General features: G+C 69.8%; 17 protein-coding genes. 8 read left to right on the forward strand and 9 right to left on the reverse strand.

The window, feature by feature from the left end; translation table 11 throughout:
• The first annotated feature begins 59 nt into the window (after positions 1-59).
• Positions 60-2,459 (forward strand): DUF1631 family protein, encoded by a 2,400-nt coding sequence (locus AC1RAA_RS20335; protein ID WP_492730289.1) that lies wholly within the window; start codon positions 60-62, stop codon positions 2,457-2,459.
• A gap of 55 nt (positions 2,460-2,514) precedes the next feature.
• Here AC1RAA_RS20335 and AC1RAA_RS20340 read toward each other — a convergent pair whose 3' ends face one another.
• From AC1RAA_RS20340 to AC1RAA_RS20350, 3 genes are read right to left on the reverse strand one after another with little or no spacing between them, the layout of a single operon-like run.
• Positions 2,515-3,051, reverse strand: a complete 537-nt coding sequence (locus AC1RAA_RS20340; protein WP_492730292.1) for a Smg family protein — start codon at positions 3,049-3,051, stop codon at positions 2,515-2,517.
• 59 nt (positions 3,052-3,110) lie between these two features.
• Positions 3,111-4,253 (reverse strand): DNA-processing protein DprA, encoded by a 1,143-nt coding sequence (gene dprA / locus AC1RAA_RS20345; RefSeq protein WP_492730294.1) that lies wholly within the window; start codon positions 4,251-4,253, stop codon positions 3,111-3,113.
• Positions 4,254-4,286: 33 nt separating this feature from the next.
• Entirely contained in the window at positions 4,287-5,510 is a 1,224-nt protein-coding gene (locus tag AC1RAA_RS20350; protein WP_095950491.1) for a LysM peptidoglycan-binding domain-containing protein, read from the reverse strand.
• 160 nt (positions 5,511-5,670) lie between these two features.
• Here AC1RAA_RS20350 and def point away from each other — a divergent pair, with 160 nt between their 5' ends.
• Genes def through AC1RAA_RS20375 form a run of 5 tightly spaced genes read left to right on the forward strand, consistent with a single transcriptional unit; the run spans position 5,671 to position 8,714 of the window.
• Entirely contained in the window at positions 5,671-6,192 is a 522-nt protein-coding gene (def, locus tag AC1RAA_RS20355) for a peptide deformylase (RefSeq protein ID WP_159279204.1), read from the forward strand.
• Positions 6,189-6,686, forward strand: coding sequence for a hypothetical protein (locus AC1RAA_RS20360; protein ID WP_354348065.1), 498 nt, complete (start codon positions 6,189-6,191; stop codon positions 6,684-6,686). The genes def and AC1RAA_RS20360 overlap by 4 nt, the downstream gene beginning before the upstream one ends.
• The gene (fmt, locus tag AC1RAA_RS20365; protein WP_492730301.1) at positions 6,683-7,639 is read left to right on the forward strand and encodes a methionyl-tRNA formyltransferase; all 957 of its coding nucleotides are present in this window, start codon (positions 6,683-6,685) and stop codon (positions 7,637-7,639) included. Before AC1RAA_RS20360 ends, fmt begins: the two co-directional genes overlap by 4 nt.
• Positions 7,639-8,379, forward strand: a complete 741-nt coding sequence (locus AC1RAA_RS20370) for an AzlC family ABC transporter permease (RefSeq protein WP_492730304.1) — start codon at positions 7,639-7,641, stop codon at positions 8,377-8,379. The genes fmt and AC1RAA_RS20370 overlap by 1 nt, the downstream gene beginning before the upstream one ends.
• The gene (locus tag AC1RAA_RS20375) at positions 8,376-8,714 is read left to right on the forward strand and encodes an AzlD domain-containing protein (protein ID WP_062478262.1); all 339 of its coding nucleotides are present in this window, start codon (positions 8,376-8,378) and stop codon (positions 8,712-8,714) included. The genes AC1RAA_RS20370 and AC1RAA_RS20375 overlap by 4 nt, the downstream gene beginning before the upstream one ends.
• Before the next feature lie 13 nt (positions 8,715-8,727).
• Here AC1RAA_RS20375 and AC1RAA_RS20380 read toward each other — a convergent pair whose 3' ends face one another.
• Genes AC1RAA_RS20380 through AC1RAA_RS20405 form a run of 6 tightly spaced genes read right to left on the reverse strand, consistent with a single transcriptional unit; the run spans position 8,728 to position 14,259 of the window.
• A complete protein-coding gene (locus AC1RAA_RS20380; RefSeq protein ID WP_492730305.1) occupies positions 8,728-9,702 on the reverse strand; it encodes a Bug family tripartite tricarboxylate transporter substrate binding protein in 975 nt (324 codons plus the stop codon).
• Positions 9,703-9,747: 45 nt separating this feature from the next.
• Positions 9,748-10,713: an MBL fold metallo-hydrolase gene (locus AC1RAA_RS20385; RefSeq protein WP_492730307.1), complete on the reverse strand. Its 966-nt coding sequence runs from the start codon at positions 10,711-10,713 to the stop codon at positions 9,748-9,750.
• Complete coding sequence (locus AC1RAA_RS20390) at positions 10,710-10,928, reverse strand: DUF2783 domain-containing protein (RefSeq protein WP_492730309.1); 219 nt, start codon at positions 10,926-10,928, stop codon at positions 10,710-10,712. The genes AC1RAA_RS20385 and AC1RAA_RS20390 overlap by 4 nt, the downstream gene beginning before the upstream one ends.
• Positions 10,925-12,583, reverse strand: a complete 1,659-nt coding sequence (locus AC1RAA_RS20395; RefSeq protein WP_492730311.1) for an FAD-dependent oxidoreductase — start codon at positions 12,581-12,583, stop codon at positions 10,925-10,927. Before AC1RAA_RS20395 ends, AC1RAA_RS20390 begins: the two co-directional genes overlap by 4 nt.
• Before the next feature lie 7 nt (positions 12,584-12,590).
• A complete protein-coding gene (locus AC1RAA_RS20400; RefSeq protein ID WP_492730313.1) occupies positions 12,591-13,712 on the reverse strand; it encodes an alpha/beta hydrolase family protein in 1,122 nt (373 codons plus the stop codon).
• Positions 13,705-14,259 (reverse strand): VOC family protein, encoded by a 555-nt coding sequence (locus AC1RAA_RS20405; protein WP_095747253.1) that lies wholly within the window; start codon positions 14,257-14,259, stop codon positions 13,705-13,707. Before AC1RAA_RS20405 ends, AC1RAA_RS20400 begins: the two co-directional genes overlap by 8 nt.
• Before the next feature lie 90 nt (positions 14,260-14,349).
• Between AC1RAA_RS20405 and AC1RAA_RS20410 the strand changes: the two genes are divergently transcribed.
• On the forward strand, positions 14,350-15,258 hold the full coding sequence (locus AC1RAA_RS20410; RefSeq protein WP_492730316.1) for a LysR family transcriptional regulator: 909 nt from the start codon (positions 14,350-14,352) through the stop codon (positions 15,256-15,258).
• A 92-nt stretch (positions 15,259-15,350) separates the two neighbouring features.
• Positions 15,351-16,544, forward strand: coding sequence for a phosphoglycerate kinase (locus AC1RAA_RS20415; RefSeq protein WP_492730318.1), 1,194 nt, complete (start codon positions 15,351-15,353; stop codon positions 16,542-16,544).
• Positions 16,545-16,552 lie beyond the last annotated feature (8 nt).

Here is a 16,552-nt window from a genome sequence, read left to right on the forward strand (position 1 = left end):
CGATGCAAGCTCGGGGCTGTCGCCGATGAACCGTTCTCTCCGGCCTTTCCGATCCATCAATGAGCACTGCGCGGTCCGCTTCTTCCCTGCAGCTCGCACGCGAGGCGCGTGAGCGTTTCGTGACGGCCACGGAAGGCGCAATCGCTCCGCTGGCCCAGGCCATTCGCGACCGGCTGACCGCGGTGGCCTCCGATGTCGGCAGCGCGCGCACCATGCAGGAAAGCCGTGACGACCTCGTGGCATTCCAGGGCCATGCCTCGCAATGGGTGTCGCTGGCGCAGACCGGCTGGCGCAAGGCGCTGGGCACGGGCCCGGCGGGCGGCACCTCGTCGGCCCCCGCGGCGCTGCGGCTGGAGCTCATCGGCGACGAGGTGGTCGAGAGCAACATCCTCGCCTCGCGCCTCGCGCAGACCATCCACGACAAGGCCAGCTTCGAGCTCAGCGACTTGCGCCTGCGCATCCAGCACCTCGAAGGCACGCACGAGCTCGACGCCCGGGACGTGCTGAAACCCGAGACCTTGGCCAAGCTGCTGGTGGAGCAGTGGCTGGCCGCCGGCCTGAGCCGCGAGGCCTGGGGCCGCGTGCAGGGCACGGTGCAGCAGGCCCTGGCGGACGTGGTCGTGAAGGCCTACGAAAGCGCCAACGCCTTCCTGATCGCGCAGGGCGTGATGCCCGAAATCGACCTCAAGAGCTTCGTGCGCCGCACGGGCGATTCGGGCGGCGGCCCGTCCTCCATGGGTATGCCGGTGTCGTCGAGCATGCCGATGGGGCAGGGTGCGCCGGCGGGTGCGGCCGTGCCGCACGGCCAGCAGCAGCCATCGCAGCCGCAGCGTCCGGGCTTCGCTTTCCAGGCCTCGCATGCGGCGTCCGTGCCGTCGTCGGGGCCGGCCTCCAGCTCGATGATGGGCAGCTCGCCGCTCGCCTTCGCGCGGCAGCGCGCGCAGACCGCGCTGCTGAGCCTCAAGCGCTTTGTCGCCGCGCGCATCGGCGGCGAGGCCGGTGCCTCGCAACCGGGCGGGGGCACGACCGGCACCGGCGGCGGCGTGGCCGCGCCCCGCGTGTTTTCACGCACCTTTGCCGGCGCCATCGCCGATGCCGAGGTCGCCTACCGCATGGCGGCCACGCAGTACATCGATGGCGGCGGCGAGCAGGCCACGCTGATCCAGCAGACCGCCGTCGACCTGCGCCGGCGCACCGCCGAACTCAAGAAGCGCGCGCCCACCACGGCCGACAAGGCCACGGTCGAGATCGTGGCGCTGATGTTCCAGGCCATCCTCGCGGAAGAGCGCATTCCGTTCTCCGCCCGCGTGTGGTTCGCGCGGCTGCAGATGCCCGTGCTGCGCGTGGCCATCGCCGAGCCCGAATTCTTCGGCACCCTGCAGCACCCGGCGCGCATGCTGATCGACCGCATGGGCTCGTGCGTGATGGGCTTCGACGCCGCCGCCATCACCGGCAGCGCGCTCGAGAACGAGATCAAGCGCGTGGTGCAGGTGATCGAGCAGTACCCCGAGACCGGCCAGCGCGTGTTCAAGCTGGTGTTCGACGAGTTCGTCGCTTTCCTCAGCCGCTACCTCACGCAGAGCGACGCCACGCAGCGCGTCATGAGCGTGGCGCAGCAGGTCGAGCAGAAGGAGACGATGGCGATCCAGTACACCATCGAGTTGCGCAAGATGCTCAACGACATGCCGGTGCGCGACGAGATCCGCGAGTTCCTGTTCAAGGTCTGGGCCGAGGTGCTGGCCATCGCCGCGCTGCGCTACGGCGCGCAGGGCGAGCACACCGTGATGCTCAAGCGCGTGGCCTCCGAGCTGGTCTGGGCCGCGAGTGCCAAGCCCAACCGCGCCGACCGCGCCCGCGTGATCCAGGACCTGCCGCAGCTGCTGCAGCGCCTGCGCCAGGGCATGGACCTGCTGGGCATCGTCGGCGAGCCGCAGGAAGGCCACATCAAGACCATCGGCGCCACGCTCACCGACGCCTTCATGTCGAAGACCGAGGCCATTCCCCAGGCCAAGATCGAGGCCATGGCCGAGCGGCTGGCGCACCTCGAAGACTTCGTGACCGACGACGGCACCGCCTCCAGCCTGCCGCTGGACGCGCAGAGCATCGAGCTGCTGCTCGGCGTGGACGCCACCGCGATCGAGGTCATTTCCGACACCGCCGGCGTCAAGGTGGCCGAGGACATGCTCGCGTGGACGCATGAGCTGCAGGTGGGCAACTGGTTCATGCTGGACCACAACGACCGCGTCACGCAGGTCCAGTTCGTCTGGCGCAGCGACCGCAAGCAGCTGCACCTGTTCGCCTCGGCCGACGGCCGCAGCTTCCTCATCCAGGCTGGGCGCTTGGCGATGTACCTGCAGGCTGGCCTGCTGGTGCCGGCCGAGGAAGAAACGCTCACCGCGCGCGCCACGCGAGAGGCGCTGGCGAAGCTCGATGCGAACCCCGAGCGGCTTCTGAACTAGTCAGCCGCGCGGCTGTTCTCGTCTGTGGGGAAGTGCGCGCAGCTCGGAGGCGAGCTCAGTGTGCCGTACGGCCTTCGCGGCTCTCGCAAAGCTCGTCGAGCACCAGCGCATCGGGTTCGATGCCGGTGCTCCAGTGCACCATCAGCACGATGATCTTGAGTTCGTCCAATGCCACCGGGTCACCCGGTGCGGCCATCGCGCGCTCGACGACGATCTCGCGCAGGCCGCAGGGCAGCACGTTCGACAGTTCGAGAAAACGGATGAAGCCGAGGCACTCGGCGCCGAGGTGTTCCTGCTCCGACGGCGAGTACACGCGCATCGACTGGCTCGACTGGGGCAGCGCCGCATCGGGCGCGCCGCCCAGCGTGACGCGGGCAGTGGTGATGGCGTTGTCGGCATCGCCTTCACTGGCCTGGTGTTCGAACTGCAGGCCTTGCGTGGCAAGGCTCAGGCCGTCGAGCCACTGCAGGGCGTCGCGTATTTCGTCCGCCTCGAAGCCGTGCGCACTGAGCTTGCGGCCCAGCTGTTCGGGTTCGGGGCAGGCATCGCCGCGCCAGTAGTTTTCATACACAAACACGAGCACTTCGAACATGGGCCCAATATAGCCGAGGAATCTGTCGTGCGTCCCCAGGCTTTCGTGCACTTCGTGCGTCAGCCGACGGCGGCTCTTTGAAACAGGCCGCCGGGCAGCCGTGAGACATGCCCGTCGAGTTCAAGCTCGAGCATCTTCGCCTGCAGCTGGGCCGCGCTCCAGCCGGTGCGTGCGCTCAGCGCATCGAGGCTCACGGGGTCGAAGCCGAGGGCATCGAGCAGCGGATGCTCCGGGGCCGACGACGGTGTGTCGCTGGCGACCGTGCGAGCGGCCGGCGCCAGCGGCGGCAGCTCTTCGAGGATGTCGTTCACCGACTCGACCAGCTTCGCACCCTGCCGGATCAGCGCATGGCAGCCACGCGATTGCGGCGAGTGGATCGAACCCGGGATCGCGAACACTTCCTTGCCCTGTTCCGACGTGAGCCGCGCGGTGATGAGCGAGCCCGACGCCAATGCGGCCTCGACCACCAGCGTGCCGCGCGCCAGGCCCGCGATCAGGCGGTTGCGCTTGGGAAAGTTCTGCGTGAGCGGCGGCGTGCCCAGCGGCAGCTCGCTCACGATCAGTCCCTGCAGCGTGATGCGGTGCGCCAGGTCGCGGTGCCGCGCGGGGTAGACGCGGTCCAGGCCGGTGCCGACCACGGCCACCGTGGCGAGCACCGGGGCGTCGCCGGCCGCGTCGAGCGCGCCCAGGTGCGCCGCGCCGTCGATGCCGAGTGCCAGGCCCGAGACCACGGGCAGGCCCGCTTCACCCAGCGCCCGTGCGAAGGCGCGCGCATGGCTGGCGCCCTGCGGCGTCGGGTTGCGGCTGCCGACCACGGCAAGGCTGCGGCCGAGTTGCGTGAGGTCGAAGGCGGCGGCGCCGAGCACGTAGAGCATCAGCGGCGGGTCGACCATTTCGAGCAGCGAGCCCGGGTAGCCGGCATCGCCGAGCGTCACGACGCGGCGCGTGATGGCGCCGCCGGTGGGGTCGTCCGCGGGGTGCAGCCATTGCCAGGTCTGGTCGACCTGCGCCTGCAGGCCGGAGGGCGGCTGCTTCAGCGCGGCGGCCTGGGCGGTGCTGACGACTTCGCACAGCGTTGCCTCGGGCTGCGCAAAGATCGCGTCAGGCAGCCCGAAGGCCGCGAGCAGGCGGCGTGCGGCGCCGTCGCCGACGCCTGGTGTCAGTGAAAGTCGCAGCCAGCCTGCGAGTTCTGCGCGTTCCAAACGAGTGTGCGAGAAAGAAGCCTCAGGCGCGTGTCAGGGATTGACGAGGAAGTCGCCGGCGCGGGGAGTGTCGTTGATTTCGAGCACGAGTGCGTACGAGACTTTCTCGAAGGTGCGGAACACCATCAGCAGGCCGATGCGTTCGTTCGGCAGCTTGATGGTTTCCTTGCGTGCGCCGGTGCGGTCGAGGATGGTCTCGCCGTTCTTCAAAATGGCCAGCACATGGCCGTTGTCGACGCCGTCGCGCGTGCCCTTGTTGATGGCCACGACCTGGTTCTGCGCCGCGTACTGCACGGCGTTGCCGTAGACCGACACGATGCGGCCGTCCACCTGGGTGGAGGGCGCGCGCGGTGCGTAGCTCAGCAGCTGGCGCGGCGGCTCGGGCAGCAGGCGGTCGCCGGCGCGCATTTCCTCGCGCGACGCAATGATGTCGATGCTGGCCGGCACGACCGTGATGACGTCCTTGTCGCCGGTCGTCTCGATGGTGGTCGATTCGCCGCGCTGCAGCTGCGCCTTGCCCAGGTACTGCGCCTCGTAGCCGAGGATCTCGCCGGTGCCGGGGTCTTTCAGCGGTGTGGCGCTGCGGAAGATGCGGTAGTGCTGCACCGGGCCCGGCTTCTCGACCAGCGGCGATTCGGCGTTGCCGCGCGCATAGGCGCGGTCGCCACGCGACAGCAGCACGCGGCTGTCGTTGCCGGCGACGATGCGCGGCGCGGCGTCGAGCGTGTTGGCGTCGACCACGATGGGTTCACTGAGGAAGGGCTCGATCAGGCTCGGGTTGAGCGTGGGCAGGGCCATGCCGGCGAGCGAGTCGAAGCGGGTGCGCGGCGACAGCTTGATGGTGCCGCCGTCGCCGCCAGAGACGCCGCGGCGCGTGGTCAGGCGCGCGCGGCCGCCGCTCTTGTCCAGGTACAGCACCTGCCCCGGGTAGATGCGGTGCGGGTCCTGGATCTCGTTGATGTTCATGCCCCACAGCTCCGGCCAGCGCCAGGGGCGCAGCAGGTACAGGCGCGAGATGGCCCAGAGCGTGTCACCGGGCTTGACGGTGTACTCGTCGGGCGCTTTCGGCGACAGCTCGCTCAGCGGCACGCCGGCCTGGGCGGTCTGCTGGGCGGTGGCGCGCTGCTGGGGCGTGACCGGGTAGGTCGTCTGCGCCCAGGCCGCCGTGGCGCCGCAACTGCCGGCCACCGCCAGGGCGGCCGTCCAGAAGGCAAAAAGGGTCGGGCGCTGGTGTTCGGTGGAGCTGGGCTGTGTCATGTCTGGATGGGTGAGCGCACGAAGTATCGTGGCGCATACGAATCTCACAATTTGCTACGAATTCTGCGCCCGAAGCCCTTGCAAGGGCAACGTTTTCGCGCCAATGCGCCGCGACGCGTCGCGGAATTGGCGAAAATAGCCACAACTTCCCCCCGATTTCATGGCCAAACGAATCATTCTGAGTTACCCCGACAAGCGCCTGCACACGGTGGCCAAGCCGGTGCAGGGCGTGGACGCGCGCATCAAGACGCTGGTCGCCGACATGCTGGAAACCATGTACGACGCGAGCGGCATCGGCCTGGCCGCGACCCAGATCGACGTGCACGAGCGCGTGGTCGTGATCGACGTCTCTGAAGAGCGCAACGAGCCGATCGTGCTCATCAACCCGGAAATCACCTGGGCCAGCGACGAAAAGGTGCTGAATGAAGAGGGCTGCCTCTCGGTGCCCGGCATCTACGACGGCGTGATGCGCTCCACCTCGGTGAAGGTCCAGGCGCTCGACGCCGACGGCAACACCCACACCATCGAGGCCGAGGGCCTGCTGGCCGTGTGCATCCAGCACGAGCTCGACCACCTCATGGGCAAGGTGTTCGTCGAATACCTGTCGCCCCTGAAGCGCAACCGCATCAAGAGCAAGCTCCTCAAGCAGCAGCGCGAGGACATGAAAGAAGCACGGGCATGAACCGTCGGGCTGCGTGGTCCTCGCTGGCCGCCGCCGGACTGTTGTTCCTGGCGGGTTGCGTCAGCGAACCCACGCGCATCCAGCCCGGCACCTCCGCCGCCGAAACCCTGCAGCGCCTGGGCGCGCCCACCGGCCGCTACCCGCTCAACGGCGGCGGCGAGCGCCTGCAGTATTCGCGCATGCCGGCCGGCTTCGAGGTGGTCGACATCGACCTCGACGCGTCCGGCAAGGTCGTCTCGGTGACCCAGGTGCTCACCGAGGCGCGCTTCGACCACGACATCCAGGTCGACCGCTGGCGCCAGAACGAGGTGCTGGCCTTCTATGGCAAGCCCTACGAAATCAGCCGCGTCAGCTCCTTCGACGGCACCGTCTGGACCTGGCGCTACAAGGCCATCAACGAGCGCCGCATGCTCTATATCTACATCGACCCCACCGGCGTGGTGCGCCGGTACCACACGGGGGATGACCTCGAATTCGAACGGATCCGGGATTGAGCGCGTTGAAAGTCGTTTTTGCGGGCACGCCCGAGTTCGCGCGTGTCGCCCTGGAGGCCATTGCCGCTGCCGGCCATGACATCGTCGGCGTGATGAGCCAGCCCGACCGGCCCGCCGGCCGCGGCATGAAGCTGCAGGCCTCGCCCGTCAAGCAGTGCGCCGTTGCCAACGGCTGGCCCGTGGCGCAGCCGCGCAGCCTGCGGCTCGACGGCAAGTACCCCGACGAGGCCACCGCCGCGCGCGACACGCTGCTCGCATGGCAGCCCGACGTGATGGTGGTCGCGGCCTACGGGCTGATCCTGCCGCAGTGGGTGCTCGACTTGCCGGTGCACGGCTGCCTCAACATCCACGCCAGCCTGCTGCCGCGCTGGCGCGGCGCGGCGCCGATCCACCGCGCCATCGAGGCCGGCGACGCGCAGACCGGCATCACCATCATGCAGATGGACGCCGGCCTGGACACCGGCGACATGCTGCTGCGCGAGGCGCTCGACATCGCGCCCGGCGAGAACACCGCCCGCCTGCACGACCGGCTGGCCGCGCTCGGCGGCCGCATGGTGGTCGAGGCGCTGGCGCAGATCGGGCAACTCACCCGCACGCCGCAGCCCACCGAAGGCATCACCTACGCCCACAAGGTCGAGAAGCACGAAGCGCTGATCGACTGGACGCAGCCGGCCGCGGCCATCGTGCGCCGCGTGCTGGCCTTCGATCCGTTCCCCGGCGCCAACAGCCCGCTCGGCGGCGAGACCGTCAAGCTCTGGGCCGCGCACGTGGCGCCCGGCACCCCGGGCGCGGCGCCCGGCACCGTCGTCTCGGCCGACGCAACGGGCGTCGCCGTGGCGGCATCGGATGCGACCGTGGTGCTCACCGAACTGCAACGCCCGGGCGGCAAGCGCCTGCCCGCGGCCGATTTCCTGCGCGGCTTCGACCTGAAGGCCGGTCAGGTCTTCGGCTGATGTTCCTCTCGCCCACGCTGCGCCGCCAGCCCGAGTTCCGCGCCGGCATGCGCGACATGGCCTCGGCCGCGCTCGGCATCGGCGCCTGGGGCCTGATGACCGGCGTCGCCATGGTCAAGTCGGACATGAGCGTGCTCGAGGCCGTGGCGATGACCCTGTTCGTCTACGCCGGCAGCTCGCAGCTGGCCGCCATCCCGCTGCTGGCCGCGGGCGCGCCGGCCTGGGTGATTTTGGCGACGGGCTTCTGCGTCAACCTGCGCTTCGTGGTGTTCAGCCTGCACCTGCGGCCTTACCTCATGCACATGCCGCGCTGGCGCCGCCTGCTGCACGGCTACCTGACGGCCGACCTGAGCTACGCGCTCTTCACGAAGCAGTACACGGCCCCGCCGACCACGCCCGCCGAGCGGCTGTCGCAGGAGGCCTACCTCACCGGCAACTACTTCGTGACCTGGTGCGCGTGGATGGGCATGAGCCTGCTGGGCATCGCGCTGGCCAATTTCATTCCACAGACCTGGGGCCTGGGCTTTGCCGGCGTGCTGAGCCTGGTGGCCATCGTCTGCTCGATGGCGACGACGCGGCTGCGCGTGCTGGCCGCGCTCATCGCGGGCGCCACGGCGGTCGCGGCCTATGCGCTGCCGCTCAAGCTCAACATCGTGGTCGCGATCGGCGTGGCGGTGCTGCTGTGCTTCTGGCTCGAAAAGCAGTTCGGGCTCGACCCCGACGCGGAGGACGACAAATGAGCGGCGGCACCGACTGGTGGTCTTTGGCCGTGATCGCCGGCCTCGCCGGCGTCACCGTGCTCACGCGCTGCTTCTTCTTCATCCTCGACCGGCCCTGGGGCCTGCCCGAGTGGGCGCACCGCGCGCTGCACTACGCGCCGGCCGCCGCGCTGGCCGGCGTGATCGCGCCCGAGATCGTGATGACGCAGGGCCACCTGATCACCACCTTGCACGACGCCCGCCTCTACGCGGCGGTCGTCGGCGGCGCTTATTACTTCTGGCGGCGCGGCGTGCTGGGCACGATGCTGGCCGGCATGGCGGTGTACCTGCCCCTGCACCTGGGACTGGGCTGGTAGCCGGGCCGTCAGATCAGTCGAGCTTCACGCCGGCTGCCTGGATGATCTTGCCCCAGCGATCGCTCTCCGCGCGCGAGAGCTTGTAGAAGTCCTGCGGCGTGCCGGGCAGCGCCTCGAAGCCGAACTCCGCAAACAGCTTCACCACCTTCGGTGCCTTCATCGCCTTGTGCAGCTCGGTGTTGATGCGCGCCACGGCCTCGGGCGGCATGCCGGCCGGGCCGATCAGGCCGTGGAAGGCGTAGGCGTTGACGTCGCTGAAGCCGGCCTCGACGAAGGTCGGCACCTCGGGCAACGCACCGGCGCGCTGCGGCAGCGCGATGGCCAGCACGCGCACCTTGCCCGACTTGATGATCGGCAGGCCCGAGGCCAGGTCGAGCATCATCGTCGGCACCTGGCCGCCCATCACGTCGGTCATGGCGGGTGCGGCGCCCTTGTACGGCACGTGCGTGATCGTCAGGCCCGCCTTCTGCTTGAACAGCTCCATCGCCATGTGGTGCGGCGAGCCGTTGCCGGGCGAGGCGTAGCTCACCTTGTCGGGGTTGGCCTTCACGTAGCGCACGAACTCGGCCACGTTCTTTGCGGGAAAGTCGGGGTGCACGACCAGCGCCACCGGGAAGCGCCCGATGGTGCCGATGTAGGTGAAGTCGGTCGCCGGCTTGTAAGGCAGCTTGGCGAACATGTGCTCGTTGAACAGCAGCGCCGCGTTCTCGGCCTGCATGATCGTGTAGCCATCGGGCTTGGCCTGCATCATCACCGACACGCCGATGTTGGTCGACGCGCCGGGGCGGTTGTCGATGATCAGCGGCTGGCCCAGTGACGGCTGCATGGCCTCGGCCAGCGAGCGCGCGAGGTTGTCGGTGCCGCCGCCGGCCACGTAGGGCACGATCCATTTCACGGGCTGGCTGGGGTAGGCCGCAGGCTGCGCCGACGCGAAGGGCGCGGCGGCGAGCGCGAGGGTCGCGGCCAGCAGGGGAAGAAGGCGTTTCATCGTTTTTGTCTCCGTTGCTTTGTTGAAAATCGGTGAGGGGGCGGCTCAGGTGCCGCGCAGGACCTGCCAGAGCTCGCGGTCGCGCTCGGCGGTCCACACGACCGGGTGCTCGATGCCGCGCAGCTCGTCGTAGGCGCGCGAGACGTCGAAGGGCAGCACGTGCTGGAACACCGGCCAGCCGCCGAAGCGCGGCGTCATGGCCGCCTCGGCGCGCGCGAAGCAGCCCTTGAGCCTCTCGCCCGCGGCGATGCCCGCGCGCACGCTGTCGAGCAGCGTCGAGAGAAAGTCCTTCGTGAGCCCGATCGCCTCGGCGCAGGCGGCGTCGCCCTGCAGCACCGCGCCGCGCCCGGGCACCAGCACGCGCGGTTGCAGCGCGCGCACCGCGTCGAGCGTGCCGGCCCAGTCGCCGATGTAGGCGTCGCCCGCGTACACGCCGCAGTGGTTTTCGACCACGTCGCCCGAGAACAGCACGCCGCTGTCGGGCAGCCAGGCGACGGTGTCGCCGCTCGAATGGCCGCGCCCCAACGCCATGAGCCGCAGTTCGCGGCCACCGCCCAGCGGCAGCGTCATCTCGCGGTCGAAGACCGTGGTCGGGAAGGTCAGGCCCGGGATCTCTTCCACGCCCGCGAACAGGCGCGGGAAGCGGCCCACCTCCGATTCGAAGTCGGCCTGGCCGCGCGTGCGGATCCAGTCGAGCGTGCCGTTGCTGGCGACGATCTCCTGCACCTCGTCGAAGGCGCTCGCGCCCATCACGCGCACCGCGTGGTAGTGGGTGAGCACGATGGTGCGGATCGGCTTGTCGGTCACGCTGCGGATCGCCGCGAGGAAGTCGCGCGCCATGCGCGGCGTGGGGCGGGTGTCGATCAGCACCACCTGCTCGTCGCCAATGACGAAGCCGCAGTTGGGGTCGAAGTCGCTGATGTAGCCGTAGGCGCCCGGGGCGAGTTCCTGCAGCCGGGGCTTCTGCTCGCGGGTGTCGGAGGCGGAAGCGAAAGAGACGGTGGCGGTCATGGGGTGGGTGTCGTGGTCGTGGGGATGTCGTCGTCGGCCTCGGCCGCCGCGCGGATGCACGCGAGCAGCACGGCCTGGTCGGCGCACTGGTTGGCCAGCAGCAGCACGAGGCGGGCGTTGAGGTCGGCGCTCTGCGCCTCGGTGCGGCCTTCGTGCGCGGCCAGCAGGGCGGCGTAGAAGCCGTCGGGGTCGGGGATGCGGGGCTCGGTGATCATGAGGACGAAGCGGGGAGTGCGAGCGCCGTGCGGACGGCGGCGGTGACCGTGTCGGGGGTGGCTTGCGCAAGGAGCGCGGCGCGGTAGGCATCGGGGCGCACGAGCACGAAGCCGCCCGCTGCACTGGGGTCGATGCCGAGGTGGCGCGCCAGCGTTTCGTCAGCCTGCAAGGTCGGCAGGCCGCTGTCGCCACCCACGGCCAGCAGGCGCAGCGGCAGTGCGGCCGTGGCATCGCTCGCGGCCTGCGCCTGTGCGCGCGTCGGCGCGAACCACAGGCCCAGGCACTGCGTGCCATCGGCCAGCAGCTGCATCAGCGAGGTCTCGCGCCCGTCGGCCCAGCGCAGCGGCAGGTTCTGCACCGTGCGCGCGCCCTCGGGCAGCAGCGGCGCGGCGGGGTAGTCGTTGGCGACCGACATGCGGCCCGTGTTGACCAGCGCACGCGCGAAGGTGTGGCGCTTGGCCAGCGCCACCACGGCGCGGCGCAGCGTGTGCTCGGCCGGCGAGCGCGGCGCGAGGAAGCGCGCCGAGCGGCTCGTGACCGTCAGGTTCTCCTGCGCGGCCGGGCGGCGCTCGGCGTCGTAGCTGTCGAGCAGCGCCTCGTCGGCCTTCCCTTGCGCGACCAACGCGAGCTTCCAGCCGAGGTTGGCCGCGTCCTGGATGCCGGTGTTGCCGCCGCGCGCGCCGAAGGGGCTCACCACGTGCGCGGCGTCGCCGATGAAGCACACGCGGCCGTGGCGGAAGCGCTCCAGCAGGTGGTCGCGGTAGCCATACGGTCCGATCCACACGAACTCGAAGGCCACGTCGGGCCCGAGCTGTTCGCGCAGCCGCGCACCGGCCACCTCGGGGCGGCTGATCTCGGCGGGGTCGCAGTCTTCGGGCATCTGGTAGTCGATGCGCCACACGCCGTCGGCCATCAGGTGCTGCCACACGCCGCGGCCTTCGTTGAAGGGCGCGCCGACCCAGGTCCAGCGCTCGGTGGGCAACGGCTTCTCGAAGCGCACGTCGCTGATGCACCAGCGGTCGGTGCTGCGCGAGGCATGCGATGCCACGCCGAGCTGCGTGCGGATCGGGCTGTTCGCGCCCGTCGCGTCGATCAGGTGGTCGGCCTCGATCGTGTAGCTGCCGGCGGGCGTCTCGATGTCGATGCGCACACCGTCGGCCAGCGGCTCGACACGCGTCACGCGGCTCTTCCAGCGCAGGTCGGTCACGCCGAGTTCGAGAATGCGATCGACCAGGAACCACTCGATGTAGAACTGCTGCAGGTTGATGAAGGGCGGCTGCGTCGAGACGCTGGTGGCCTGCAGGTTGAAGTTGTAGACCTCCTCGTCGCCCGAGAAGGTGCGCCCGAACGACCAGGTGACGCCCTTGGCCGCGATGCGTTCGTAGATGCCTAGGCGCTCGAAGATCTCCAGGCTCTTTTGCGCATAGCAGATGCCGCGCGACGAAGCGCCGCGCACGCCCACGGTGTCGTCCTCGTCGAGCAGCACGGCGCGCACGCCGCGTTGCGCGAGGTCGCAAGCCAGCGTGAGGCCCGAGGGGCCGGCACCGACGATCACGACCGGGTGGCGCACCACCTGCGCGCTGCCGAGTTCGGGCGGTGGCGTGAAGGGCCAGACCGGCAGCTCGTAGGCCGGTGCGAATGCAAAGTTTTCCATGGCTCTTCTACAGCGCGTGCGCGAACTCGGCGATGGCATCAGCCGCCTGCGGAATCAGTTCGGGCTGGCCCGCCAGGTAGTGGTTGCCGCCGACGATGTCGACATTGCGGATGCGCGCGCCGCCCGCGGCCATCCATGCATCGCGCGTGCTCGGAAAGGTCGACTGGTCGCCGGTGTAGGTCAGCAGCAGCTTGGGCACCGTGGTGCGCGCGAGGTTGGTGGGCCCGTCGGCCTGCGAGCGCGACGACCACTGCGAGAGGAACGCGGTGAGCGAGGTGGTGCGGCCCATCGCGTTGGCCGAATAGTTCACCTGCCGCGCATCGCCCCAGACGCTGCCGGGCAGGCGCGCATTGGCATCGAGCGACAGGTCGACGCAGCGCGGATCGGCATGCGTGCGGTAGACGACGAAGGTCTGGTCGCGCGGCGCGCCGGGTGTGCCGCGCAGCAGCGCGAGGCGCTCGAGGCACCACTGCTCGATGCGGTCCATCCGGGCCTTCTGCGCCGCGCTGAAGCGCGCGAGAAAGTCGGCCTCGTAGGGCACGCGGTGGCGCGGGTCGTACATGTCGAGCGCGGGGTCGATCGAGAGCGGGTCGTGCTCGTCGGTCACCGAGGGGTCGATCCAGTCGCGCATCAGCCGCGTGCGGCCCAGGTGCGCGGCGCACAGCGCGAGGCCGTCCACTGGGGGCAGATCGCTGGCGTGCAGGTGCGTCGGGTCGCCGTCGGGCAGGTGCGTGGCCGTGAGCTGCTCGGCCTGCGCCTGGTAGAAGGCCGAGAGCGCCGCGCCGCCCGAGTTGCCGACCAGGAACACCTTCTCGTAGCCGGCCGCGCGCAGGTACTGCACGCCGGCGCCCAGGTCTTGAATCGCACGCTCCATCAGCAGCACCGTGTCGTTGCCGACGAAGCGCGAGTTCAGGCCCATGCAGCAGATGCCGCGCTCGGCCAGCGGGCCGATCAGGTAGTGGCCCATGAAGTTGCTGGTCGGGTGCATCACGATGGCCGCGATCTTCTTCGGCCCCGGCGGCGCGCGGAAGGCGCCGTAGATGCGCGGGCGCAGCAGCTGCAGGCCCGACTGGCTGTCCATGGCCGCGCCGGGCTTCACGTCGATGACGGCGAGTTGCAACTCAGACATGCGACGCGCCTTTCGCTGCGCGAAGCGCCGCCTTGCGCGCGGTCCACGCGTCGAGGTCGGCATGGGCGTGGCGCGCGTGCGCGTCCATCTCGGCCTGCGGCACGGTCGGTGTGGTCAGCTCCACGCGGATGCCGTTGGGGTCGAAGAAGTAGATCGACTCGATGATGTGGTGGTCGGTCACGCCCAGCACCTCGATGCCCGCGCCTTCGAGTCGCGCCTTGGCGGCCAGCAGGTCGGCCACCGAGTCGACGCGCAGCGCGATGTGGTTCACCCACGACGGCGTGTTGGGCGAGGGCAGCGCGGCGGTGTCGTCGCCCAGGTCGAAGAAGGCGATGTACGCGCCGTCGCGCATCTGGAAAAAGATGTGCACGTAGGGGCAGTACTCGCCCGTGCTCGGCACGTGGTCGTTCTTGATGACGTGGGCCAGCGGCAGGCCCAGCAGGTCTTCGTAGAAGTGGCGGGTTTCCTCGCTGTCGCGGCAGCGCCAGGCGAAGTGGTGCAGCCCGCGAATGGGTGGGGGCGCCGTGGGGGTGGCGGTCGTCGGCATGTCGTGTCTCCGTTGAGGCCGCGATTGGGCAATGCCGCGTCTTATGATGCAATCGAAATTAATTCATCGATTGATGAAATAACCATATATATGAATCTCACCCTGCGCCAGCTGCGCGCCTTCGCCGCCGTGGCCGAAACCGGCAGCTTCACCACCGCCGCCGGGCAGCTGCACCTCACGCAGTCGGCGCTCAGCGTGCTGGTGCGCGAGCTCGAGCGCGAGATGGGCGTGCAGCTGCTCGACCGCAACACGCGCCGCGTGCAGCTGTCGGAGGCGGGGCGCGAGTTCCTGCCCTCGGTGCACCGGCTGCTCGGCGACCTCACGAGCGCGGTCGCGGGCGTGACCGATTTGCGTGACAAGAAGAAAGGGCTGTTGCGGCTCGCAGCGCCACAGCTCATGGCCTGCACGCTGATGCCGCGCGTGATCGCCGCCTACCGCGCGGCGTACCCCGACGTGGACGTGCGCCTGGCCGACACGCTGCCCGAGCACCTGCTGCTGGGCGTGGCGGCCGGCGACGTCGAGCTGGCCGTGGGCCAGGACGTGGCGGTGGACGCCGCCGCCATCGAACGCCGCACGCTGTTCCGCGACCGCCACTGGCTGATCTGTCCGCCCGGCCACGCCTTTGCCAAGCGCCGCAAGGTGCGCTGGCACGAGCTGGGGCCCTACACCTTCATCGCGCCCACGCGCGACTTCCGCCAGCGCGTATTGCCCGAGCTGGGGGCCGAGGAGCGCGCCTTCCTGATGCGGCCGGGCACGCAGGAGGTGTCGTACATGACCACCGCGCTGGGCATGGTGGCCTCGGGCCTGGGGCTGACCGTGTGCCCGACGTACTCGGCGTCGCTGGTGCGCGCGCACGGGCTGCAGATGGTGCGGCTCGAGTCGCCCGACTTCCACCGCGAGGTCTGCGTGTACAGCGCGGCGCGGCGCTCGCTGTCGCCCGCGGCGGCGAGCTTCGTCGGCATCCTGGAGCAGTTCGCGACCGTGCAGCCCAAGGCCTGAAAAAGCATCGGCGCCCCGCAAGAGACGCGCAGGGGCACCAGAGGGCGAAAACTACAATGCGGGCAGTCCCGTCTTTCACCATCCTCAGACCCATGAACGTCATTCGATTCACCGACCTCTGTGCGCAAGGCAAGGCCGCCGGCCAGCGCGTCTTCATCCGTGCCGACCTCAACGTGCCGCAGGACGACGCCGGCCGCATCACCGAAGACACGCGCATCCGCGCCTCCGTGCCCTGCATCCAGTTGGCGCTCGACGCCGGCGCGGCCGTGATGGTCACCTCGCACCTGGGCCGCCCGACCGAGGGCGAGTTCAAGCCCGAAGACTCGCTGGCGCCCGTCGCCCAGCGCCTGGGCGAGCTGCTCGGCCGTGAAGTGCCGCTGGTGGCCAACTGGGTCGACGGCGTCGACGTGAAGCCCGGCCAGGTCGTGCTGCTGGAGAACTGCCGCGTCAACAAGGGCGAGAAGAAGAACGACGAAGCGCTGGCCCGCAAGCTGGCCGCGCTCACCGACATCTACGTGAACGACGCCTTCGGCACCGCCCACCGCGCCGAAGCCACCACCTACGGCATCGCCCAGTTCGCCAAGGTGGCCGCGGCCGGCCCGCTGCTGGCGGCCGAAATGGACGCCATCAGCAAGGCGCTGGCCCAGCCCAAGCGCCCGCTGGTCGCCATCGTGGCGGGCTCGAAGGTCAGCACCAAGCTCACCATCCTCAAGAGCCTGTCGGCCAACGTCGACCAGTTGATCGTCGGCGGCGGCATCGCCAACACCTTCATGCTGGCCGCGGGCCTGAAGATCGGCAAGTCGCTGGCCGAGCCCGACCTGCTCGACCAGGCCAAGGCCGTGATCGACGCCATGCGCGCGCGCGGCGCCGACGTGCCGATCCCGGTGGACGTGGTTACGGCCAAGACCTTCGCGGCCGACGCGCCTGCCACCGTCAAGGCCGCCACCGACGTGGCCGACGACGACCTGATCCTGGACATCGGCCCGAAGACGGCCGCCATCCTGGCCGCGCAGCTGCGCGAAGCCGGCACCATCGTCTGGAACGGCCCCGTGGGCGTGTTCGAGTTCGACGCCTTCGCGGGCGGCACGAAGGCCATCGCGCAAGCCATTGCCGAGAGCAGCGCCTTCTCGATCGCCGGCGGCGGCGACACCCTGGCGGCCATCGCCAAGTACGGCATCGAAAAGCAGGTCGGTTACATCTCGACCGGCGGCGGTGCCTTCCTCGAGGTGCTGGAGGGCAAGACCCTGCCGGCCTTCGAGATCCTGGCCAAGCGCGCGGCGGGTTGATTCCGGCG

Source organism: Variovorax sp. GW823-FHT04F07, assembly GCF_058795995.1.

Excerpts from the sequence above, each read along its gene's own strand:
- AC1RAA_RS20370 (WP_492730304.1), top strand. The coding sequence starts at position 7,639 with ATGTTCCTCTCGCCCACGCTGCGCCGCCAGCCCGAGTTCCGCGCCGGC.
- AC1RAA_RS20335 (WP_492730289.1), top strand. The coding sequence starts at position 60 with ATGAGCACTGCGCGGTCCGCTTCTTCCCTGCAGCTCGCACGCGAGGCG.
- AC1RAA_RS20360 (WP_354348065.1), top strand. The coding sequence starts at position 6,189 with ATGAACCGTCGGGCTGCGTGGTCCTCGCTGGCCGCCGCCGGACTGTTG.
- AC1RAA_RS20400 (WP_492730313.1), bottom strand. The coding sequence starts at position 13,712 with ATGTCTGAGTTGCAACTCGCCGTCATCGACGTGAAGCCCGGCGCGGCC.
- AC1RAA_RS20375 (WP_062478262.1), top strand. The coding sequence starts at position 8,376 with ATGAGCGGCGGCACCGACTGGTGGTCTTTGGCCGTGATCGCCGGCCTC.
- AC1RAA_RS20415 (WP_492730318.1), top strand. The coding sequence starts at position 15,351 with ATGAACGTCATTCGATTCACCGACCTCTGTGCGCAAGGCAAGGCCGCC.
- AC1RAA_RS20405 (WP_095747253.1), bottom strand. The coding sequence starts at position 14,259 with ATGCCGACGACCGCCACCCCCACGGCGCCCCCACCCATTCGCGGGCTG.
- AC1RAA_RS20350 (WP_095950491.1), bottom strand. The coding sequence starts at position 5,510 with ATGACACAGCCCAGCTCCACCGAACACCAGCGCCCGACCCTTTTTGCC.
- AC1RAA_RS20380 (WP_492730305.1), bottom strand. The coding sequence starts at position 9,702 with ATGAAACGCCTTCTTCCCCTGCTGGCCGCGACCCTCGCGCTCGCCGCC.
- def (WP_159279204.1), top strand. The coding sequence starts at position 5,671 with ATGGCCAAACGAATCATTCTGAGTTACCCCGACAAGCGCCTGCACACG.
- AC1RAA_RS20340 (WP_492730292.1), bottom strand. The coding sequence starts at position 3,051 with ATGTTCGAAGTGCTCGTGTTTGTGTATGAAAACTACTGGCGCGGCGAT.
- AC1RAA_RS20395 (WP_492730311.1), bottom strand. The coding sequence starts at position 12,583 with ATGGAAAACTTTGCATTCGCACCGGCCTACGAGCTGCCGGTCTGGCCC.
- AC1RAA_RS20410 (WP_492730316.1), top strand. The coding sequence starts at position 14,350 with ATGAATCTCACCCTGCGCCAGCTGCGCGCCTTCGCCGCCGTGGCCGAA.
- AC1RAA_RS20385 (WP_492730307.1), bottom strand. The coding sequence starts at position 10,713 with ATGACCGCCACCGTCTCTTTCGCTTCCGCCTCCGACACCCGCGAGCAG.
- AC1RAA_RS20390 (WP_492730309.1), bottom strand. The coding sequence starts at position 10,928 with ATGATCACCGAGCCCCGCATCCCCGACCCCGACGGCTTCTACGCCGCC.